Annotated in this window: 18 protein-coding genes; 5 read left to right on the forward strand and 13 right to left on the reverse strand. The window is 62.1% G+C overall.

Going from position 1 to position 20,546, the window contains the following annotated elements:
* Positions 1-71: 71 nt before the first annotated feature.
* Complete coding sequence (locus tag HX814_RS25200) at positions 72-962, reverse strand: bestrophin family protein (RefSeq protein ID WP_177009511.1); 891 nt, start codon at positions 960-962, stop codon at positions 72-74.
* A 517-nt stretch (positions 963-1,479) separates the two neighbouring features.
* Between HX814_RS25200 and HX814_RS25205 the strand changes: the two genes are divergently transcribed.
* Genes HX814_RS25205 through HX814_RS25225 form a run of 5 tightly spaced genes read left to right on the forward strand, consistent with a single transcriptional unit; the run spans position 1,480 to position 7,035 of the window.
* Complete coding sequence (locus HX814_RS25205) at positions 1,480-3,129, forward strand: AMP-binding protein (protein ID WP_177009512.1); 1,650 nt, start codon at positions 1,480-1,482, stop codon at positions 3,127-3,129.
* Positions 3,130-3,151: 22 nt separating this feature from the next.
* Complete coding sequence (locus HX814_RS25210) at positions 3,152-3,919, forward strand: SDR family NAD(P)-dependent oxidoreductase (RefSeq protein WP_177009513.1); 768 nt, start codon at positions 3,152-3,154, stop codon at positions 3,917-3,919.
* Positions 3,920-3,930: 11 nt separating this feature from the next.
* Positions 3,931-5,115 carry an acetyl-CoA C-acyltransferase gene (locus tag HX814_RS25215; protein WP_008433457.1) on the forward strand — a complete coding sequence of 395 codons (1,185 nt, stop codon included), beginning with the start codon at positions 3,931-3,933 and terminating at the stop codon, positions 5,113-5,115.
* A 9-nt stretch (positions 5,116-5,124) separates the two neighbouring features.
* Positions 5,125-6,252, forward strand: coding sequence for an acyl-CoA dehydrogenase (locus tag HX814_RS25220; protein WP_008433455.1), 1,128 nt, complete (start codon positions 5,125-5,127; stop codon positions 6,250-6,252).
* Positions 6,253-6,261: 9 nt separating this feature from the next.
* Positions 6,262-7,035 carry an enoyl-CoA hydratase gene (locus HX814_RS25225; RefSeq protein WP_177009514.1) on the forward strand — a complete coding sequence of 258 codons (774 nt, stop codon included), beginning with the start codon at positions 6,262-6,264 and terminating at the stop codon, positions 7,033-7,035.
* Between the two features lie 141 nt (positions 7,036-7,176).
* Here HX814_RS25225 and HX814_RS25230 read toward each other — a convergent pair whose 3' ends face one another.
* The 12 genes from HX814_RS25230 to arnC form a co-directional block, all read right to left on the reverse strand.
* Positions 7,177-8,328, reverse strand: a complete 1,152-nt coding sequence (locus tag HX814_RS25230) for an acyl-CoA dehydrogenase family protein (RefSeq protein ID WP_134326621.1) — start codon at positions 8,326-8,328, stop codon at positions 7,177-7,179.
* Positions 8,329-8,331: 3 nt separating this feature from the next.
* The gene (locus tag HX814_RS25235) at positions 8,332-9,435 is read right to left on the reverse strand and encodes an enoyl-CoA hydratase/isomerase family protein (RefSeq protein ID WP_102604351.1); all 1,104 of its coding nucleotides are present in this window, start codon (positions 9,433-9,435) and stop codon (positions 8,332-8,334) included.
* 124 nt (positions 9,436-9,559) lie between these two features.
* A complete protein-coding gene (locus HX814_RS25240; protein ID WP_102369056.1) occupies positions 9,560-10,276 on the reverse strand; it encodes an HPP family protein in 717 nt (238 codons plus the stop codon).
* 176 nt (positions 10,277-10,452) lie between these two features.
* A complete protein-coding gene (locus tag HX814_RS25245; RefSeq protein ID WP_256344058.1) occupies positions 10,453-10,632 on the reverse strand; it encodes a type VI secretion system contractile sheath small subunit in 180 nt (59 codons plus the stop codon).
* A gap of 521 nt (positions 10,633-11,153) precedes the next feature.
* The gene (locus tag HX814_RS25250) at positions 11,154-12,776 is read right to left on the reverse strand and encodes a phospholipid carrier-dependent glycosyltransferase (RefSeq protein ID WP_177009515.1); all 1,623 of its coding nucleotides are present in this window, start codon (positions 12,774-12,776) and stop codon (positions 11,154-11,156) included.
* A 3-nt stretch (positions 12,777-12,779) separates the two neighbouring features.
* The gene (locus HX814_RS25255) at positions 12,780-14,159 is read right to left on the reverse strand and encodes a UDP-glucose/GDP-mannose dehydrogenase family protein (protein WP_177009516.1); all 1,380 of its coding nucleotides are present in this window, start codon (positions 14,157-14,159) and stop codon (positions 12,780-12,782) included.
* Positions 14,156-14,569, reverse strand: coding sequence for a 4-amino-4-deoxy-L-arabinose-phosphoundecaprenol flippase subunit ArnF (gene arnF / locus HX814_RS25260; protein ID WP_177009517.1), 414 nt, complete (start codon positions 14,567-14,569; stop codon positions 14,156-14,158). The genes HX814_RS25255 and arnF overlap by 4 nt, the downstream gene beginning before the upstream one ends.
* Positions 14,566-14,913: a 4-amino-4-deoxy-L-arabinose-phosphoundecaprenol flippase subunit ArnE gene (gene arnE, locus HX814_RS25265; RefSeq protein WP_003217625.1), complete on the reverse strand. Its 348-nt coding sequence runs from the start codon at positions 14,911-14,913 to the stop codon at positions 14,566-14,568. The genes arnF and arnE overlap by 4 nt, the downstream gene beginning before the upstream one ends.
* Entirely contained in the window at positions 14,910-16,565 is a 1,656-nt protein-coding gene (gene arnT, locus HX814_RS25270) for a lipid IV(A) 4-amino-4-deoxy-L-arabinosyltransferase (RefSeq protein WP_177009518.1), read from the reverse strand. Before arnT ends, arnE begins: the two co-directional genes overlap by 4 nt.
* On the reverse strand, positions 16,562-17,446 hold the full coding sequence (arnD, locus tag HX814_RS25275; protein WP_023658828.1) for a 4-deoxy-4-formamido-L-arabinose-phosphoundecaprenol deformylase: 885 nt from the start codon (positions 17,444-17,446) through the stop codon (positions 16,562-16,564). Before arnD ends, arnT begins: the two co-directional genes overlap by 4 nt.
* Entirely contained in the window at positions 17,446-19,437 is a 1,992-nt protein-coding gene (arnA, locus tag HX814_RS25280) for a bifunctional UDP-4-amino-4-deoxy-L-arabinose formyltransferase/UDP-glucuronic acid oxidase ArnA (RefSeq protein ID WP_177009519.1), read from the reverse strand. The genes arnD and arnA overlap by 1 nt, the downstream gene beginning before the upstream one ends.
* Positions 19,434-20,468, reverse strand: coding sequence for an undecaprenyl-phosphate 4-deoxy-4-formamido-L-arabinose transferase (gene arnC, locus HX814_RS25285; RefSeq protein ID WP_003217633.1), 1,035 nt, complete (start codon positions 20,466-20,468; stop codon positions 19,434-19,436). Before arnC ends, arnA begins: the two co-directional genes overlap by 4 nt.
* Positions 20,469-20,546: the final 78 nt, after the last annotated feature.

The following is a 20,546-nucleotide window of genomic DNA, read 5'->3' on the forward strand; positions in this document are numbered from 1 at the left end:
GCGTCCGAAAGCTGGGCAGCTAGTGCAAAGCCATCAGCTTCGGTCAGGTTATCGCGAGTGTCAAACCCGCATCACGTCAGCACGAACTCAATCGGCTCAAGGGCCGGCGGCAGCGTGGTTTCGCCGAGGGCGGCGAGAATCTCGCGCTCCAGGGTGCGCACGATGGCGTTGCAGGGCAGGTCGTTTTCGTCGAAGCCGAACGGGTCTTCGAGGTCGTCGCCGATTTCGTCCAGGCCGAAGAAGGTGTAGCTGACGATGGCGGTGAACACCGGGGTCAGCCAGCCCAGCGGCTCGGCCATGGCGAAGGGCAGCAGGATACAGAACAGGTAGATGGTGCGGTGCAGCAGCAAGGTGTAGGGGAAGGGCAGCGGGGTGTGTTTGATCCGCTCGCAGGAGGCCTGGACCTGGCTCAGGCCGTACAGCCGGGTTTCCAGTTGGGTGTAGCGCCAGTCGCTGATGTGGCCCTGTTCGGCGAGGTTCGAGCAGCGGGCGCCGAGGTCTTGCAGGATGCTGTCGGGGAGGTTCGGGTGGCCGGGTTCTGGGTTGGCCCACGGTTTGATCGCCTGGCTTTCGTCTTCCAGGCGCAGGCGGGCGATCAGGCCATGGGCGAAACCGCACAGGCTGCGCAGGACGTGTTTGCGTTCGGCAGGGTTGAGGACCTGGGTTTCGCGGATCAGTGAGCGGATCTCGATGATCATCTGGCCCAGTTGTTTGCGGCCTTCCCACCAGCGGTCGTAGCAGGCGTTGTTGCGAAAACTCATGAAGATGGACAGTGACAGCCCCAGCAGTGTGAAGGGTGTGGCGTTGATCTTGGAGAAATAGGCCGGGTGCAGGGTTTCTACCAGCACGATGACTGAGGCCAGGAGGGTGACCAGCAGGCTGCGCAGCGCAATGCGTTTGGCGATCGAGCCCTTGAGGGAGAACAGGATGCCGAGCAGGTTGGGTTTGGGACGGACGATCATGGGCGGGCTTCTTGGGTGGCGCAGGCTGTCAGGTTAGAAGCATGTTTGCGTTGCGTCCAATTGCTTGGGCTGACTGGGTGATTGGTGGGGTCTATCGGGATTGAGTACATATCCGTTTTTTCGGTGACCAGAGCGAAAGCAGATCTGCTTTTCTGTGGGAGCGGGCTTGCTCGCGAAAAACCTGAGAGCGCCGCGTTCATCCAGAATGCCCGCGTCATCGTTAACGACCTTCGCGAGCAAGCCCGCTCCCACATTTGGACCGTGCCCGCTTTAGCTTTTGATTTTGCTCTTCAACACTCTTTTGCGCTTTTCAAAAGTGAGCCGCTGTAAGAGCGGAACCAATACAAGCTATCACCCAAAAAACGGATATACACACACCAGACAGCGCCCCCCATTGGCCAAACCAGTCAACCAAGTTGAAAGCTTTGACCATTGCCCCCCCCACCGCTCTAGAGCGACTATTTCACCGGTCTACGTACCCATCCTGAAAATAAAAAACACACAGGGATTTGAAGCGATGCGTGATTACTCGGCTGCCACCACCCAGTTCAACTACCAACACACCGTCGACGCTGCCTTGTCGGGCAACCTGCAGGCCCTCAACGCCTGCGTCGAATGCTGCGACCGCCACGCATTACCTGGCCGCATCGCACTGTTCTGGGAGGGCAAGGACGGCCGCAGCGCCACCGTCACCTTCACCCAACTGCAAGACCAGGCCGCACGCTTCGCCAACTTCCTCCTGGCCCAGGGCGTCAATCGCGGCGACAAGGTGGCAGGCCTCCTGCCACGCACCGCCGAGCTGCTGGTGGTCGTCCTCGCCACCTGGCGCATCGGCGCGGTCTATCAGCCGCTGTTCACCGCCTTCGGCCCCAAGGCCATCGAACACCGCCTGAACAGCTCCGGCGCCGCGCTGGTGGTGACCGATGCAGTAAACCGTCCCAAACTGACGGAAGTGGCCGACTGCCCGACCATCGTCACCGTCGCCGGCCCCAACGGCGAAGGCATCGCGCGCGGCGATTTCAGCTTCTGGGCCGAGCTGCCCAACTATTCCAACCTCTGCGAACCCGTATTGCTGGGCGCCGACGACCCGTTCCTGCTGATGTTCACCTCAGGCACCACCGGCCCGTCGAAAGCCCTCGCCGTGCCGCTCAAGGCAATCGTTGCGTTCCAGAGCTACACCCGCGACGCCGTCGACCTGCGCCCCGAAGACGCATTCTGGAACGTCGCCGACCCGGGCTGGGCCTACGGCATCTATTTCGGCGTGACCGGCCCCTTGTCCATGGGCCACCCGATCACCTTCTACGATGGCCCGTTCACCCTCGAAAGCACGTGCCGTGTCATCAACAAATACGGGATTACCAACCTCACCGGTTCTCCCACGGCCTATCGCCTGCTGATCGCCGGGGGTGAGCAGTTCGCCAAGTCGATCAAGGGCAAGCTGCGTATTGTCAGCAGCGCCGGCGAGCCATTGAACCCGGAAGTGATCCGCTGGTTCGCCGATAACCTCGGCGTGACCATCCACGACCACTACGGCCAGACCGAGTTGGGCATGGTGCTGTGCAATCACCATGGCCTGGAGCATCCGGTGCACGTCGGCTCCGCGGGCTTTGCCTCGCCGGGCCATCGCATTGTGGTGCTGGACGACAACCATCAGGAGTTGCCCGCCGGCCAACCGGGCATCCTCGCCATCGACCGCGAGCAATCGCCGATGTGCTGGTTTGCCGGTTATGACGGCGTCAAGACCAAGGCCTTCGTCGGCAAGTACTACCTCAGCGGCGATACGGTGGAGCTGAACCCCGATGGCAGCATCAGCTTTGTCGGGCGCAGCGACGATGTGATTACCACTTCCGGCTATCGCGTGGGGCCGTTCGACGTAGAGAGCGCCTTGATCGAGCATCCGGCCGTGGTGGAGGCCGCCGTAGTGGGCAAGCCATGTCCGGAACGCACCGAGATCGTCAAGGCGTTTGTGGTGCTCAGCGAGCAGTACCGCGCCGAGCCGGCCCTGGCCGAAGAGCTGCGCCAGCACGTGCGCAAGCGCCTGGCCGCTCACTCGTACCCGCGGGAAATCGAATTTGTCAGCGAGCTGCCCAAGACCCCGAGCGGCAAGCTGCAACGCTTCATTTTGCGTAATCAGGAAATTGCCAAGGCCCAGGCGGCCACGGCGTGACCCATTCTTCAAGGAAACAATGATGCAGATTGAGAACAAGGTTTTTCTGGTCAGCGGTGGCGCTTCAGGCCTCGGCGCGGCAACCGCCGAGATGCTCGTGGCGGCCGGTGCCAAGGTGATGCTGGTGGACCTGAACGCCGACGCAGTGGCCGCCCAGGCGCAAAAGCTCGGCGCGCAGGCCCGCAGCGCGGTCGCCGATATCAGCCAGGAAGCCGCTGCCGAAGCGGCGGTACAGGCCACCGTCGCCGCCTTTGGCGGTTTGCATGGGTTGGTCAACTGTGCCGGTGTGGTGCGGGGCGAGAAAATCCTCGGCAAAAATGGCCCGCACGTGCTGGCCAACTTCGCCCAGGTGATCAACGTCAACCTGATCGGCAGTTTCAACCTGCTGCGCCTGGCTGCAGCGGCTATCGCTGAAACCGAGGCGAATGCCGATGGCGAGCGCGGTGTGATCATCAATACCGCTTCAGTGGCAGCGTTTGACGGCCAGATCGGCCAGGCGGCCTATGCCGCTTCCAAGGGCGCGATTGCCAGCCTGACCCTGCCGGCGGCCCGCGAACTGGCGCGCTACGGGATTCGGGTGATGACCATCGCCCCCGGTATTTTCGAAACTCCGATGATGGTGGGCATGACGCCGCAAGTGCGCGAATCCCTCGCCGCCGGCGTGCCATTCCCGCCGCGCCTGGGCAAGCCGGGCGAGTACGCCGCGCTGGTGCGGCATATCATTGAAAACAGCATGCTCAACGGCGAGGTGATCCGTCTCGACGGGGCCTTGCGCATGGCAGCCAAATAAGGAGATTTTTCATGACTGATCCAATCGTTATTGTCAGCGCGGTACGCACCCCGATGGGCGGGTTCCAGGGCGATCTCAAAGGCCTCACCGCTCCGCAACTGGGCGCTGCGGCGATTCGTGCAGCGGTCGAACGCGCCGGTATCGCTTCCGATGCCGTGGATGAAGTGCTGTTCGGCTGCGTGCTGCCCGCCGGCCTCGGCCAGGCGCCGGCACGCCAGGCGGCGCTGGGTGCTGGCCTGGACAAGTCCACGCGCTGCACCACCCTCAACAAGATGTGCGGCTCGGGCATGGAAGCCACGATCCTGGCCCATGACGCGTTGCTGGCAGGCAGCGTGGAGGTGGCCATCGCCGGTGGCATGGAGAGCATGTCCAACGCGCCGTACCTGCTGGACCGTGCCCGCAGCGGCTATCGCATGGGCCACGGCCGGGTGCTCGACCACATGTTCCTCGACGGCCTTGAAGACGCCTACGACAAGGGCCGCCTGATGGGCACCTTTGCCGAGGACTGCGCCGAGCACAACGGCTTTTCCCGCGAGGCCCAGGACGCGTTCGCGATTGCGTCCCTGACCCGTGCGCAACAGGCGATCACCGACGGCAACTTCATCGCCGAAATCGTCCCGGTGCAGGTCACCGTGGGCAAGGAACAGAAAACCATCATCCACGACGAACAGCCGCCGAAAGCCAAGCTGGACAAGATCGCCACCCTGAAGCCGGCCTTCCGTGAAGGCGGCACGGTGACGGCAGCCAACTCCAGTTCGATTTCCGACGGTGCGGCGGCGCTGCTGCTGATGCGCCAGTCCGAAGCGCACAAGCGCGGGCTCAAGCCTCTGGCGGTGATCCATGGCCACGCGGCGTTTGCCGATGAGCCTGGCCTGTTCCCGGTAGCGCCGGTGGGGGCGATCCGCAAGCTGATGAGCAAGACCGGCTGGAACCTCGACGAAGTCGACCTGTTTGAAATCAACGAAGCCTTTGCCGTGGTCAGCCTGGTGACCATGAGCAAGCTGGAGATTCCCCACAGCAAGGTCAACATCCACGGCGGTGCCTGTGCCCTGGGCCATCCGATTGGCGCGTCCGGCGCGCGGATCCTGGTGACCCTGCTTTCGGCCCTTCGCCAGAAAGGCCTCAAGCGCGGCGTTGCAGCGATCTGCATCGGCGGCGGTGAAGCCACGGCCATGGCCGTTGAATGCCTGTACTAAGGAACACCTATGCTGCCGAATGACGAACAACTGCAAATCAGCGAAGCCGCCCGGCAATTTGCCCAGGAACGCCTTAAACCGTTCGCTGCCGAGTGGGACCGCGAGCATCGCTTTCCCAAGGAAGCCATTGGTGAAATGGCCGAGCTGGGCTTTTTCGGCATGCTGGTCCCGGAGCAATGGGGCGGCTGTGATACCGGCTACCTGGCCTACGCCATGGCCCTGGAAGAGATCGCTGCCGGTGACGGCGCCTGCTCGACCATCATGAGCGTGCACAACTCCGTGGGCTGCGTGCCGATCCTCAAGTTCGGCAATGATCAACAGCGCGAGCAGTTCCTCAAGCCCCTGGCCAGTGGTGCGATGCTCGGTGCGTTTGCCTTGACCGAGCCCCAGGCCGGTTCCGACGCCAGCGGCCTGAAAACCCGTGCCCGGCTGGAGGGCGATCACTACGTCTTGAATGGCTGCAAGCAGTTCATCACCTCCGGGCAAAACGCCGGGATCGTGATTGTGTTTGCAGTCACCGATCCGGCTGCCGGCAAACGCGGCATCAGCGCCTTTATCGTGCCCACCGACTCGCCGGGCTACAGCGTCGCGCGGGTCGAGGACAAGCTCGGCCAGCATGCTTCCGACACCTGCCAGATCCTGTTTGAGGATGTGAAGGTGCCGGTGGCCAATCGTTTGGGCGAGGAGGGCGAAGGCTACCGGATCGCCCTGGCCAACCTCGAAGGCGGGCGTGTCGGCATTGCTTCGCAAGCGGTAGGCATGGCGCGGGCGGCATTTGAAGCGGCCCGGGACTACGCCCGCGAGCGGGAAAGCTTTGGCAAGCCGATCATCGAGCACCAGGCCGTGGCCTTCCGCCTGGCGGACATGGCGACGCAAATCGCCGTGGCGCGGCAGATGGTGCATTACGCCGCCGCCCTGCGTGACAGCGGCAAGCCGGCGCTGGTGGAAGCGTCCATGGCCAAGCTGTTTGCTTCGGAAATGGCCGAAAAGGTCTGCTCGGCAGCCTTGCAAACCCTCGGCGGTTACGGTTACCTGAGCGACTTTCCCCTGGAGCGGATCTACCGCGATGTGCGGGTCTGCCAGATTTACGAAGGCACCAGCGATATTCAACGCATGGTCATTTCACGCAATCTCTGAGGAGTCTCTATGAGTTACGAAAGCATTTCGCTGGACGTGCAGGGCCGGGTCGGGCTGATCACCCTCAATCGCCCGCAAGCGCTGAACGCCCTGAACGCGCAACTGGTCAGCGAGCTGAACCAGGCGCTGGACAGCCTGGAAGCCAACCCGGAAATCGGCTGCATCGTGCTCACCGGCTCGAAAAAAGCCTTTGCCGCCGGTGCCGACATCAAGGAAATGGCCGAGCTGACCTACCCGCAGATCTACCTCGACGACCTGTTCAGCGACAGCGACCGCGTGGCCAACCGCCGCAAGCCGATCATCGCGGCGGTCAACGGGTTTGCCCTGGGTGGCGGCTGTGAACTGGCCTTGATGTGCGACTTCATCCTGGCGGGTGACAACGCCAGGTTTGGCCAGCCGGAAATCAACCTCGGCGTGCTGCCGGGCATGGGCGGCACCCAGCGCCTGACCCGCGCCGTGGGCAAGGCCAAAGCCATGGAAATGTGCCTGACCGGGCGCTTTATCGATGCGGTGGAAGCCGAGCGCTGCGGGATCGTCGCGCGCATAGTGCCGGCGGATGAGCTGTTGGACGAAGCACTGAAGGTCGCGACCCTGATCGCCGGCAAGTCGGTGCCCATCAGCATGATGGTCAAGGAAAGCGTGAACCGCGCATTTGAAGTGAGCCTGTCCGAAGGCGTGCGCTTTGAGCGCCGGGTGTTCCACGCGGCGTTTGCCACGCTGGATCAGAAGGAAGGCATGGCGGCGTTTGTGGCCAAGCGTGCGCCGGAGTTCAAGGACAAGTAAACACTGTCCTGAAACGCTGAAGATCAAAAAATGTGGGAGCGGGCTTGCTCGCGAAGGCGGTATTACAGTCACCCGATGTATCGACTGATCCACCGCCTTCGCGAGCAAGCCCGCTCCCACATGGGTTATGCGAAATACCTGTTACAGCTGGTAGTTTTTCAATTCTCTGGCAATCACCATCCGCTGAATCTCGCTGGTGCCCTCGTAAATCTGGGTAATCCGCGCATCCCGGTAGTAACGCTCCACCGGGTAGTCCTCCAGATAGCCATAACCCCCATGAATCTGCATGGCTGAAGAGCACACCTTCTCGGCCATTTCCGAGGCAAACAGCTTGGCCTGGGAGGCCTCCGACAGGCATGGCTTGCCCGCACTGCGCAATCGGGCAGCATGCAGGATCAGCAGGCGCGCCGCATTCAGCCGGGTTTGCATGTCGGCCAGCAAGTTGGCCACGCTCTGGTGCTCGATGATCGCCTTGTCGAACTGCACCCGGTCACGGGCATAGGCCAGCGCGGCCTCAAAGGCGGCACGGGCGATACCCAGCGCCTGGGCGGCAATCCCGATGCGTCCGCCTTCGAGGTTGGACAGGGCGATGGCCAGGCCCTTGCCGCGTTCACCCAGCAGGTTGGCTTCCGGTACGGTGCACTGGTTGAGGGTGACGGCACAGGTGTCGGAGGCACGAATGCCCATCTTGTGTTCGGTACGGTCCACCGCGAAGCCCGGGGTGTTGGTCGGCACCAGGAACGCCGAGATGCCTTTCTTGCCCAGCTCCGGGTCGGTCACTGCAAATACGATCGCCAGCTTGGCGCGCTTGCCGTTGCTGACAAACTGCTTGGCGCCGTTGATCACCCACTGGCCGTCCCGCAGTTCGGCACGGGTGCGCAGGTTGTGCGCTTCGGAACCGGCCTGGGGTTCGGTAAGGCAGAAGCAACCGATGGCCTGGCCGCTGGCCAGTTCCGCCAGCCAGGTTTCCTTTTGTGCTTGTGAGCCGTAGTTGAGGATTGGCCCGCAACCCACTGAATTATGGATACTCATCAGTGCGCCGGTAGCGCCGTCGCCAGCGGAAATCTCTTCCACTGCCAGGGCGTAGGCCACGTAGTCGACGTAGGTGCCGCCCCATTCTTCAGGCACCACCATGCCCAGCAAACCCAACTCGCCCATCTTGGCGACCAGGGCATCGTCGATCCAGCCGGCCTTTTCCCAAGCCTGGGCGTGGGGGGCGATTTCGCCACGGGCAAAGTCCCGCGCCATGTCGCGGATCATCACTTGTTCTTCTGTAAATTCAATATCTTGCATGATTTAGTTCCCGTTCTTGTCGAAGTCGCGGAAGAAGCTTTCGACATGATCAGCCTCCAACGCCTGCAGGGTTGGAGGGTTCCAGCGAGGGGTTTTGTCCTTGTCGATCAGCAGGGCGCGGACGCCTTCGATCAGGTCGCCACGGGCAAACCATTGGCGGTCCAGGTGCAGTTCCAGGGCAAAGCACTGCTCCAGCGGCAGGTGGCGCCCGCGACGCAGCATCTGCAGGGTCACGGCCATGGCCAGGGGGGAGCGCGTCTGCATCAGGCTGGCGGTGGTCAATGCCCAGTCATGGCTGTCGGCGACGGTGACTTGCTGCAATTGCTCAACGATGCTCGGCACGTCCGGCAAGGCAAAGAAGTGATCGATGGCTGGGCGTAGCGCCGCCAGAGGGGCGTCGGGCAATTGTTGCACCGCGAGGCTGGCCAGCAGGCCTTGCAGGTCCTTGAGGGGAGAATCGTGCCATTCCAGGCGGTCCAGGCGCTGGTCGAGGTCGGCGAGCCGGGCGCTGTCGAGGTACCAGTCCGCCAGGCCGCAATACAGGGCGTCGGCGGCACGAATCTGCACGCCGGTCACCCCGAGGTAGATCCCCAGTTCCCCGGGAATGCGCGGCAGGAAATAGCTGCCGCCCACGTCAGGGAAATACCCGATGGCCACCTCGGGCATTGCCAGGCGGCTGCGGTCGGTGACCACCCGCAGGTCGGCGCCTTGCACCAGGCCCATGCCACCGCCAAGGACGAAGCCGTCCATCAGTGCCAGGACCGGTTTGCGATAGTTGTGAATGGCGAGGTCGAGGGCGTATTCCTCGACGAAGAAGTCTTCGTGGAGGGTGTCGCCGCTCTTGAAGCTGTCGTACAGCGAGCGAATGTCGCCGCCGGCGCAGAAGGCTTTTTCACCGGCACCGCGCAACACCACGGCATGCACCTGGGGATCCTCCGCCCACGCCTGCAAATGCCGGCTGAGGCTGCGGACCATGTCCAGGGTGAGGGCGTTAAGGCCTGCGGGGCGATTGAGGGTCAGGTGGCCAATATGGTTGCGTACGTGCGCCAGGACCTCGTCTTGCACAATCCCGGCGCTGCTTGCCTCGGATGAAACCTGAGCAGTCATCTCTAACTCCCTGCTTTTATTGTTCTTTATCAAGATGTTCGCGGGCGAACCATCTCGCGATCGTACCAGTGCAAATTTGCCCAGTACAAGTCGGAATCATGCAGGTCGTTTTTGCATTTTTGCCTTATGGAGGAGGCTGGCCCTGGTGCTGGAAAACCGCGCCGATGGTGCGCCGCCGGGCATATCGCTCGCTGGCCTGGATCAGCTCCTCCAGCTCCTGCGGGGTAACGTCCAAGAACTGCTCGCGCTCGGCGAGGGCCTGCTTGAGGTCCTCGGCGCTGATCCCGGGGTTTTCGGTGGCGATTGGCATAAAGATCGGCGCAGCCGGTTCGCGGGTGCCCTTGGGGTAACGCGTGCGCGTGGCGTTGTTGTAGGCCAGCGCGCAGGCCAACAAGGCCGTGGCTCCCAGCATGACTGCGGCAAGTTCGTGCCAGCCCATGGCAATCGAGGCGGGGTCAGCCAGCACCAGGCTCATGGCCAGGCCGCCCGCCGGTGGATGCAGGCAGCGCAGCCAGCAGATCAGGATCACGGTCATCCCGGCAGCCAGGCATGCGCTGCCAAGCGTTCGGCCCAATACCCGGGCCACCAGCAGCGCAACGATCCCGGCACACAGGTAGCTGCCGATGATCGACCAGGGCTGGGCCAGCGCGCCGGAGGATACGGCAAACAGCAGCACCGCCGAGGCTCCCAGCGGGCCTATCAGGTGCAGGGCCACCTCGGTGCCGAACACCTGGGCGCACACCCAGACGCTGAACAGTGTGCCCAGGGCCATGCCGATGGCGGCACGACTCCATTCGGCAGGGCGGGTATTGATGGCAGCGGGTAACCAGCGAGCGAGCATTGACAGACGATCCGTGAAAAGCGGGCGAAAAAAAAGGCTTGCCTGGTTTCCCGGAAAAGCCCTTTAAAGAAGTTCCTGCATTTGGGGGAGGAACCTGCGCAGTGTGCCAATCGATGAAGACTGCTGCCAATGCATATTAATGCAGGTCAAGTGCAGTATTTTTGCTGTAAAACGTGTCAGCCAAACGGTATCAGGCGGGTTGGCGGTGGCATGGGGTTGCTGATCTTGCCCAGCACACGGTCATCGGTTTCCTCGTTGATCAGCAGGTTTTGTACATTTTCCCGCAGCGATGGATTGTTGGCCAATGGCCCCTTGAGCACCACCAGTGCATCACGCAGTTCCATCAGCCGATCCAGTTTTGGCAGCGGGATGTAACCCGCATTGACTCTGTCGCGGGACAAAGGCGCGACAGCGTCAGAGGTTGAGGGGTCGGGCAATCGACGGTCGGACACAAAACATTCCTCTAAATGAAATAAACGGCAGCGCTGAATGCTGTTTAAAAGGTCTTTATTGTTATTTCGACTGTTCGTTTAAGCGGGGCATGTCTTGATTGATGGCTTGCTGCTACGTTCGTCGAGTTTCTTTCGAAAGTAACAGGAATGCCTTACACCGCACCTTTGGAACTTCTGAAAATAGTTAGAAGGTATTAAATAATTAACTCGCTTGGCAGGCGAGTCTACAGTCGAGGGCTGGGGGCGGGAAGAGGGCGTGTTATCGGTAGCAGCGTATAGATGCGTAGGATGTTTCTCGATAGTTGCTACGCTAAAAGTTTCGAAGTTGAATGGGCAAAGAAGTTTCTTACATACACTTGGATTTATAACTACTGAATGTACTGGCGCGGGATAAGCGGTTGGTTCCGCTTATCCCGCGCCCTGTATCAAGGTTGTGCGGGTTTGATCAAATGCAGCAGTACGTAGGGGTTCTTGTCGAACTGGCCGATCAGTACCGGCTGCAGTGAACGAAAACGCGGGTCGCTCAACGCTTCATAGTCCGACTGGCTCATGATCAGCCATGCAGGAGCCTGGATCGGCGCCAGGTCGGCAGGCAACTGGGTAAACAACGGCACCCGGTCGCAATCGAGGTTGACCATGAACTTGATGGCTTTTGCGTCCTTGCCCAGTGCGTGCAGTACCAGCGGCGCCGGTTGTTGCTGGGTCAGCGCATGGGCCTGGAGGGTAAAGGTGCGCGTGTCATACAGGCGACGCTCCAGCGGCTCGACCATCACGATATACGCCAGCCACACCGCCAATACCGCGGCGAAGGCCGGGCCCACGTAGCGAAGGCGCTGGTTGAACAGCAAGCCCAGTGCCAGCACCTGGATCGCGATCAGGATCCCGAACACCGGATTGAGGCTGCCAATCTGCTCGGGGAAGCGGTGACGCGCCACGAACAAGCCTGCGATCAGCAGCCCCGGAATGACCGTCCACAACCCCAGCATCAGCCAGCGCAGCCCGGCGAACAGTCTGCCTCGCGACACCTGGAACGGGTACGCGGCGATGATTGCTGCCAGGGGCAGCATCGGCAGCACATAGCGCGCTTTTTTCGCCTGGGGCACCGACAAGCCGATCATCACGATCAAGCCGGCGGCGAGGCAGTACAGCACCAGTTTCAGCGCCGGGCCCTTGTCCTCGCGGCCACCGGCGACAATCGCAATCAGCGCGAGTATTGCCAACGGATACGCCGGCGCGTAGTTACCCAGCGAACTGCTGAAGTAATACAGCGCGCTGCCGGAGCCTTCGGTGCCGTCCATGCGACCCAGGAACTGCATGCGGATCACGTCCTGCATGAACGTTTCACCGCCACTGAGCTTGGCCAGCAGCAACAGCAGGCCCACGCACGCCGCCAGTAACGCCAACGCCAGCAGGCCGAAACTGAACAGCTGGCGCCATTGCCGATTGATCAGGTAATAGCTGCACAGCATGCCGGTGGGGATCACCAGGCCGATCGGCCCACGGATCGCGAACCCCACGATCAGCAGCGCAAACAGCCAGTGCAGGCGCTTGCCGGCGCCGAAGTGGTCGTGGGCGTAACCCAGGTAGAAGACTGTCAGAGCCACTGCCGCCAGCATCTGGTCGAGGGACACCGCGCGGGTTTCGCTGATGAAGGTGCTGCTGAGCAGCATCACCGCGATGCTCAGCAGTGCCCAGCGCCGGGAGTAGGGCGCGGTCAGCCGGTAGAGCAGCACCACGATCAGTGCTGAAGCGATGGCCGTGGGCAGCCAGGCCGTCAGGCTGGTGACCTGCCCCAGGGGCACCGACAGCAGCCAGGTCAACAGCGTCGAGGTGGCCAGGTAATCGGCATAAGGTTGCCCGTACGTGGTCGGGAAGAACCCCGGCCCGTGGCGCAGCATCTCCTGGGCGAACAGCACGAAGCGCGAGTCAAAGCCGATGATTGCCTGGTTCCAGTTGCCCGCGACAAACAGGATCAGGGCCAGCAGCCCCAAAATCCATGAGTGTCGGCGGATCGTCGGGCTGAGCAGGGGCCGATGAGCTTTGTCCACGTCTCAGGCTTCCTCGGCCTGAGGCGCCCAGTTTTGCTGGGGGATCGGCAAGTTGCAGGAATCGCCGCGGCCCATCGGGAAGTACTGGATGCCTTTGCGTGCCAGGCGTTCGCCGTCGTACAGGTTGCGGCCGTCGAAGATCACCGGGGTTTTCAGGCGTTGCTGGATCAGGTCGAAGTCCGGAGCCTTGAACTGCTGCCATTCGGTGCAAATGATCAAGGCGTCGGAGCCGCTCAAGGTGGATTCCGGGGTCCCCATCAGCATCAGGCGCGGGTCATCACCGTAGATGCGCTGGGTTTCCTGCATGGCTTCCGGGTCAAACGCACGTACATTGGCGCCGGCGGCCCACAAGGCTTCCATCAGCACCCGGCTTGGCGCATCGCGCATGTCGTCGGTGTTGGGCTTGAACGCCAGGCCCCACAAGGCGAAGGTCTTGCCGCGCAGGTCGCCCTTGAAGAATGCATTGGCGCGTTCGAACAGCTTGCTCTTCTGGCGCTGGTTGATGGCTTCCACGGCCTCCAGCAGGTCGCTGGAGCAGTTGGCGGCCTTGGCGCTGTGGATCAGGGCGCGCATGTCCTTGGGGAAACACGAGCCGCCATAACCGCAGCCTGGGTAGATGAAGTGGTAACCGATACGCGAGTCGGCACCAATGCCCAGGCGCACGGCTTCGATGTCGGCGCCCAGGTGTTCGGCCAGTTCGGCGATCTGGTTGATAAAGCTGATCTTGGTGGCCAGCATGCAGTTGGCGGCGTACTTGGTCAGTTCGGCGCTGCGCAGGTCCATGAAGATGATGCGGTCGTGGTTGCGGTTGAACGGTGCATACAACTCACGCATCACCTCGCGCACTTCTTCACGTTCGCAGCCGATGACGATCCGGTCCGGGCGGCGGCAGTCGGCAACGGCCGAGCCTTCCTTGAGGAATTCCGGGTTGGAGACGATATCGAACTCCAGGTGGCGGCCGGCAATGCGCAGGGCTTTTTCCATGTGCGCACGCAAGGTGTCGCCAGTGCCTACAGGTACGGTGGATTTTTCCACGAGGATCACCGGGTCGATACGGTGGCGAGCCACTGCATCGCCCACGGACAGCACGTATTTCAGGTCGGCCGAGCCGTCTTCATCGGAGGGGGTGCCCACGGCGATGAACAGCACTTCGCCATGTTCGACGGCGATTTTTTCATCATAGGTAAACGTCAGGCGTCCGCCTTCGAGGTTTTCCTTGACCATGGCCGCCAGCCCCGGCTCGAAGATGCTCACGTGGCCCTGTTGCAGCAGCTTGACCTTGTTCTCGTCAACGTCCATGCAGATGACATCGTGGCCGACTTCGGCCAACACGGTGGCCTGTACGAGACCGACGTAACCGCTACCAAATACACTGATTTTCATGGGGCATTCCTGGGACTTGTGGTGCTAGCACGACGAGAGTTGATAGTCAGGACTCCGAGAATGACCAAGGCCACTCCGGCAGTTTTTGAAAGCGAAAAATGTTCGTTGAACACCGGCAGGCTGGCGGCCAGCAGGTAGACCAATGCGTAGCTGATGCTGAGCAGCGAGTAGGCACGGCCCAGCGGCAGGTCTTTGAGCGCGCCAAGCCAGCAGAGCATCGACAGGGCATAGGCGATGATCGCCAGGATCACCACGCCCAGTGCGCCGAGGTCGATGGCACCCGTGTTGAGTGCCGTCAGCCATTCAGCAGGCAGTGGCAGGCGCGTCATGCTCCAGCGCATGCCCAACTGGGCACCGCTGACCAGTGCCACGCTGCCCAGGGCCAGGGCAAAACCGCGAGTGCGACTCATACCTGGCGCCCCAACAGCACCACACCGGCAATCACCAGCAGCACGCCGAACCAGTGACGACCATCGATGTGTTCGTGGAACACAAAGCGCGCCACGAGGGTGACCAATACAAAGTTGAGGCTCAGCATCGGGTAGGCGATGCCGACTTCCAGGCGTTGCAGCACCAGCAGCCACACCAGCAAGCCCAGGCCCAGGCACACCAGCGCCGACCACAGCCACGGCGAGCGCAGCTTCAGGGCCCAACCGTCGGGCTGGTCACGCCAGCCTTCCACGGCAAACTTCTGGGACACCTGGCCCATGCAGGTCAGCAGGCAGGCACCTAACAACAGCAGCAGAGTGGTCATGGCGCGCTCTGCGGGAAGATCAGAATCACGATATTGCCCTGCTCGTAACGCTTGCCGTCTTTGGGCAGCAGGTCCACTTCCTGGCGTTCGTCGTCACCCTTGACCCGCATCACCACGCCCACCGAGCCTTGCTTGCGCGCCTCGCTCATCCATTGCTGGACGCTGGCGGCATCGATCTTGCGGTAAGCGGTGTCCGGGAAGGCGATGCCGTATTTCACTTCGCCAACGGTGTTGTAGAGCATCACTTCAGGACGCTGCAGGCGCCATGACAAGGCCGATGCGGCGCCGAGGTCGTTGCTCAGCAACGCAGTGGTCGGCTGCAGCTCCTGGAGGTGGTCGATGATGAACTGGTCGGGGGTCTTGTTATAAACCACCGAGTGCGGCAACGCGGCCGGCACCAGCGCCACCAGCAACCAGCTGCCGATCACCGGTGCGGCCCACATGTGCAACGGGCGGGCGGCTTGCAGCAGGTTGGCGATGATCCAGCCGAACAGGAAGATGAACACCAGCACCAGGCTGAGTGTTTCCTGGCCGTGCTCGTACACCGGTTTTTTCAGCTGGAACCAGGTCAGGGTCAGCAACGCCAATACGCCAATGACCAGATTCACCCAGCCGTTGATGCGCAGTACGCGGCCACGGGCCTGGGCCAGTTTGTCGGCGAGGGTATGCCCCATCAGCAGCGCCAGTGGCAGCAGGCAGGGCATGATGTACGACGGCAGCTTGCCCTTGGCCAGGCTGAAGAACGCCAGCGGCATCAGCAGCCACAGCAGCAGGAAGGCGACCTTGCTGTTGCGTTTTTCCAGCCATGCCTGCTTCACGGTGGACGGCAGCAACGCCATCCACGGCAGGGTGAACGCAACCATCAGCGGCAGGTAATACCAAAAGGGCTCGGAATGCTGGGCGTCGTCGCCGGCAAAGCGCTGGATGTGCTCGTGCCAGAAGAAGAAATTCCAGTAGTCCGGTTCCTGGGCATGCACCATCAGCGCCCAGGGCAGGCTCACGACAATCGCCACCACCACGGCCACCAGGCCATAGGTGAGCAGTTCACGAATGCGTTTTTGCCAGAGCACGTAGGGCAGGGCGATCAGCACCGGTAGCAACCAGGCAAGGAAACCCTTGGTCATGAACCCCATGCCGCAGGCGAACCCGAGCAAGGCCCACGACCACAGCCGGCCGCGGGTGGTGGTGCTGTCGAAGCAGAACCACAGCGCCGCCCCGGTCAGGTTGACCCAGAAGGTAAACTGCGGGTCGAGGTTGGCATAGCCCGCCAGGAACGCGACGCTGACAAAACTCATGTACAGCACGGCGCTGACCAGGCTCTTGCGCGGGTCGTTCCACAAACGCCGGGCCACGAAATACACCAGCAGGATGCTCAAGCCGGTGCTCAAGGCCGAGGCAAAACGCACGCCGAACAGGTTCTGCCCGAAAATCGCCTGGCCCAGCGCGATCATCCAGTACCCGGCCGCCGGTTTCTCGAAGTAGCGAATCCCCATGAAGTGTGGCGAGGCCCATTTGCCGGTCAGCAGCATTTCCTGGCTGATCTGCGCATAGCGGGTTTCGTCGGGGATCCACAGGCCGTGGGTGGCCAACGGGATCAGGTAGAACACCCCGAAGGCCAGCAGGAGCAGGGGCAGGGCCCAGCGCCGGATCATGCCTTTTGCACTCCGAGCCAGCCTTCACGGCCGCTCAACGCACCACGCACCAGCTGTTGCTGGGGCAGGGTGGTGAGGTCGGCGGGCAACAGGTCGCCCAACGGTTTGAACGCGATGCCGCGCTGCCCTGCCTGGGCGAGCAACTGGCGAAAATCATTGGCCATCAGAATCCCTTCTACTTCTGCGTGGATCGTATAGACGTTGAGCTTCGACGGCTTGAAGCGGTCGAGGATGTAGCTATTGAAATCCTTGGCGGCCACCACCGGGCCCACGACTTCGTCGAAGGTCGGCATGTCCACCGGAATTTGTGGTGTGCCGGCACTGCCATCCGCCAGGGTCGGCCGGAACAGGCTGGTACCACGGCAATCGCTGTTGTAACGGAAATTGAACTGTTGCTTGGCTTGCACCACGCGCTCATCGGCACGCCAGCCGGCGGCGGCTGAGCAGTCGATGGGTTCACCGAGGATGTCGCTCAAGGTGTCGACGCCACGGCGAATCTGCTCGATCAGCTGTGCATCGCTCCAGCGCCCGGTGTTGGCTTGCCAGCCGTGATGATCCCAGGCGTGCAGCCCGACTTCATGCCCGGCGGCCTTGGCCTGGCGCATCAGGTGCCCCAGGTCGCGACCGATGGGTTTGCCCGGCCACGCGGTGCCGGCCAGCAAAATGTCCCAGCCGTACAAACCGGCAGCGTTGGAGCGCAGCATCTTCCACAGAAACTGCGGGCGGATCAGGCGCCACAAGTGGCGCCCCATGTTGTCCGGCCCGACGCTGAAGAAGAAGGTCGCCTTGACCCCGGCTTCATCAAGCGACTCCAACAACCTTGGCACCCCTTCGCGGGTGCCTCGGTAGGTGTCGACGTCGATGCGTAGACCCGCTTGCATCAACGCTTGTCCGCGATTTCGAGCATGGCTTCACGCAGGAAGAAATCCAGGGTGTTGCCGATGGTTTCGCTCATCTCCACGGTAGGCTCCCAGTTCAGAAGGCGCTTGGCGTTGTCGATGCTTGGCTTGCGGTGCGCCACGTCCTGGTAACCGGTGCCGTAGAACGCCTTGCTTTCCACGTCGCGGAAACCGGCAAACGGAGGGAAGTTGCTGCGCAGCGGGTGAGCTTCGAACTGACGCAGCAGTTCTTCGCCCAGCTGACGGATGCTGGCTTCGTTTTCCGGGTTACCGATGTTGATGATCTGGCCGTTGCAGTTATCGTTGTCGTTATCGATGATGCGGGCCAGGGCTTCGATACCGTCGGCGATGTCAGTGAAGCAACGCTTCTGCTCGCCACCGTCGAACAGACGGATCGGCGTGCCTTCCACCAGGTTCAGGATCAGCTGGGTGATGGCGCGGGAGCTGCCGATACGGGCCGAGTCCAGGCGGTCGAGGCGCGGGCCCATCCAGTTGAATGGACGGAACAGGGTGAACTTCAGGCCCTTGTCGCCGTAGGCCCAGATCACGCGGTCCAGCAGTTGCTTGGAGACCGAGTAGATCCAGCGCTGCTTGTTGACCGGGCCCACCACCAGGTTGGAGGTGTCTTCGTCGAAGTACTGGTCCTGGCACATGCCATACACTTCGGAGGTCGACGGGAAGATCACGCGCTTGTTGTACTTCACACAGTAGCGAACCAGTTTCAGGTTCTCTTCGAAGTCCAGTTCAAATACGCGCAGCGGGTTGCGGGTGTATTCGATCGGGGTGGCGATGGCCACCAGCGGCAGGACCACGTCGCACTTCTTGATGTGGTACTCGATCCACTCGGAGTGGATGCTGATGTCGCCTTCCACATAGTGGAAATTCGGGTGGCTGCGCAGGCGCTCAATGGCGTCGGAGCCGATGTCCAGGCCGTAGATTTCGTAGCGGTCGTCACGCAGCAGGCGCTCGGACAGGTGGTTACCGATGAAACCGTTCACGCCCAGGATCAGCACGCGGGTACGACGGGGCTTGCGGCCGGACTCGGCGCCGCGCAGTACGGAACCGTCCACCAGGCCCAGTTCATCAGCCAGGGACGGGCCGGCCAGGTACAGGCCGTTCTCGTTGCGCTGGCCGAACTTGACCACCAGGGAGTCTTCACCGCAGGCGATGCGCAGCGGGTTGACGCTGATCACGCGGCCTGGCGCCAGGCCTTCGTTGCCCTTGACGACTTCGGCGTTCCAGACGATCAGCTTGTGCTCGCCCACGGCGCAGAAGGCGCCCGGGTACGGTTGGGTAACGGCCCGAACCAGGTTGAACAGCTCTTCAGCCGGTTTTTTCCAGTCCAGCTTGCCGTCCGCTGCGGTGCGACGACCGAAGTAGGTGGCCTTGCTTTCGTCCTGTGCGGTTTCGGTCAGCTTGCCTTGCGCCAGTTGCGGCAGGGCGTCGCGCAGCAGGTTGGTGGCGGCGTCACGCAGTTTGGCGTGCAGGCTCAGGCCGGTGTCGGTGCGCTCGATCACGACTTTCTGCTGGGCCAGGATCGCGCCGGCATCGGCACGCTTGACCATGCGGTGCAGGGTCACGCCGGTTTCGGTTTCGCCGTTCACCAGCACCCAGTTGGCCGGTGCGCGGCCACGGTATTTAGGCAGCAGGGAGCCGTGCAGGTTGAACGCGCCTTTTTTGGCGGTGGCCAGCAGGGCTTCGCTCAGCAGGTTGCGGTAGTAGAACGAGAAGATGTAGTCCGGGTTCAGCTTGGCGATGCGCTCGATCCACAGCGGGTGGTTGGCGTCTTCCGGGGCGTGCACCGGGATGCCGTTGCGGGCGCACAGCTGGGCGACGGAACCGTAGAAATTGTTTTCCTTGGGATCATCGGCATGGGTGAACACGGCAGCAATTTCGTAACCCGCATTGAGCAGGGCTTCAATGCCAGCACAGCCAATATCGTGGTAAGCGAAGACAACAGCGTTTGAATTCATGACGAAACCTGATCGGAAGGAGAAGTAGAGGTGTGGGAGGACGTCAGGCCGTCGACCGTAAAGGTCTCGGCCGGTGCTGCCGGTTGGTTGCGCAGCACTTTTTCGATAAAGAACCGTGGGCGGGCCCGCACATCGCTGTACATGCGGCCCAGGTATTCACCCAGGAGGCCCATGCCGATGAACTGGCCACCGGTGAACACGAACAATACGGCGAACAGCACGAACATGCCGTCGCCGGCCCAACCGGAACCGAAAGCGATACGCAGCACGATCAGTGCAAAGGCGAAGAGCATACCCAGGGCCGCCAGGCTGAAACCGACGATGCTCAACAGGCGCAATGGCGTGGTGGTCATGCAGGTCAGCAGGTCGAACATCAGGCTGATCAGGCGCATCGGGCTGTATTTGGACTCGCCGTGTTCACGCTCGGCGTGATGCACCAGGATTTCCGTGGTGTGGCGCGCAAAGCTGTTGGCCAGGATCGGGATAAAGGTGCTGCGCTCGCGGCAGGCCAGCATGGCGTCGACGATGGTGCGGCGATAAGCACGCAGCATGCAGCCGTAGTCGCTCATGGCCACGCCGGTGGAGCGTTGCACGGCGAGGTTGATCAGGCGCGACGGCCAGCGGCGGAAGGCCGAGTCCTGGCGGTTGTTGCGCACGGTGGCAACCACGTCGTAGCCCAGGGCGGCCTGTTCGACCAAACGCGGGATTTCTTCCGGCGGGTTTTGCAGGTCGGCGTCCAGGGTGATCACCACGTCGCCCCGGCAATGCTCGAAGCCGGCCATGATTGCGGCGTGCTGGCCGTAGTTGCGGTTGAGGATCACCGCCACCACGTTGCTGCCTTCGAGCGCGGCGGCGTCTTCCAGCAATTGCGCGGAATTGTCGCGGCTGCCGTCGTCCACCAGGATGATTTCGTATTCGTAAGCCAGTTGTTTGCAGGCGGCCATGGTGCGGCGCAGCAGTTCAGGCAGGCTTTCTTGTTCGTTGTAGACCGGGATAACGATCGACACGCAATGAATTGGATAGGGTTTCAAAGATTCATTACCTCGGGGGTTAGAGCAACTTGGAGCGTAAAGACAGCAGTTATCGTCAGCCTCGGATGCCGGGCATCC

This window comes from Pseudomonas sp. C8002 (genome assembly GCF_013385765.1).
Taxonomy (GTDB): Bacteria; Pseudomonadota; Gammaproteobacteria; order Pseudomonadales; family Pseudomonadaceae; genus Aquipseudomonas.

Coding starts and splice junctions, on each gene's coding strand:
- HX814_RS25215 (WP_008433457.1), top strand. CDS start 3,931: ATGACTGATCCAATCGTTATTGTCAGCGCGGTACGCACCCCGATGGGC.
- HX814_RS25240 (WP_102369056.1), bottom strand. CDS start 10,276: ATGCTCGCTCGCTGGTTACCCGCTGCCATCAATACCCGCCCTGCCGAA.
- HX814_RS25220 (WP_008433455.1), top strand. CDS start 5,125: ATGCTGCCGAATGACGAACAACTGCAAATCAGCGAAGCCGCCCGGCAA.
- arnT (WP_177009518.1), bottom strand. CDS start 16,565: ATGATCCGGCGCTGGGCCCTGCCCCTGCTCCTGCTGGCCTTCGGGGTG.
- HX814_RS25225 (WP_177009514.1), top strand. CDS start 6,262: ATGAGTTACGAAAGCATTTCGCTGGACGTGCAGGGCCGGGTCGGGCTG.
- arnF (WP_177009517.1), bottom strand. CDS start 14,569: ATGAGTCGCACTCGCGGTTTTGCCCTGGCCCTGGGCAGCGTGGCACTG.
- arnD (WP_023658828.1), bottom strand. CDS start 17,446: ATGCAAGCGGGTCTACGCATCGACGTCGACACCTACCGAGGCACCCGC.
- HX814_RS25205 (WP_177009512.1), top strand. CDS start 1,480: ATGCGTGATTACTCGGCTGCCACCACCCAGTTCAACTACCAACACACC.
- arnA (WP_177009519.1), bottom strand. CDS start 19,437: ATGAATTCAAACGCTGTTGTCTTCGCTTACCACGATATTGGCTGTGCT.
- HX814_RS25200 (WP_177009511.1), bottom strand. CDS start 962: ATGATCGTCCGTCCCAAACCCAACCTGCTCGGCATCCTGTTCTCCCTC.
- HX814_RS25255 (WP_177009516.1), bottom strand. CDS start 14,159: ATGAAAATCAGTGTATTTGGTAGCGGTTACGTCGGTCTCGTACAGGCC.
- HX814_RS25230 (WP_134326621.1), bottom strand. CDS start 8,328: ATGCAAGATATTGAATTTACAGAAGAACAAGTGATGATCCGCGACATG.
- arnE (WP_003217625.1), bottom strand. CDS start 14,913: ATGACCACTCTGCTGCTGTTGTTAGGTGCCTGCCTGCTGACCTGCATG.
- HX814_RS25210 (WP_177009513.1), top strand. CDS start 3,152: ATGCAGATTGAGAACAAGGTTTTTCTGGTCAGCGGTGGCGCTTCAGGC.
- HX814_RS25235 (WP_102604351.1), bottom strand. CDS start 9,435: ATGACTGCTCAGGTTTCATCCGAGGCAAGCAGCGCCGGGATTGTGCAA.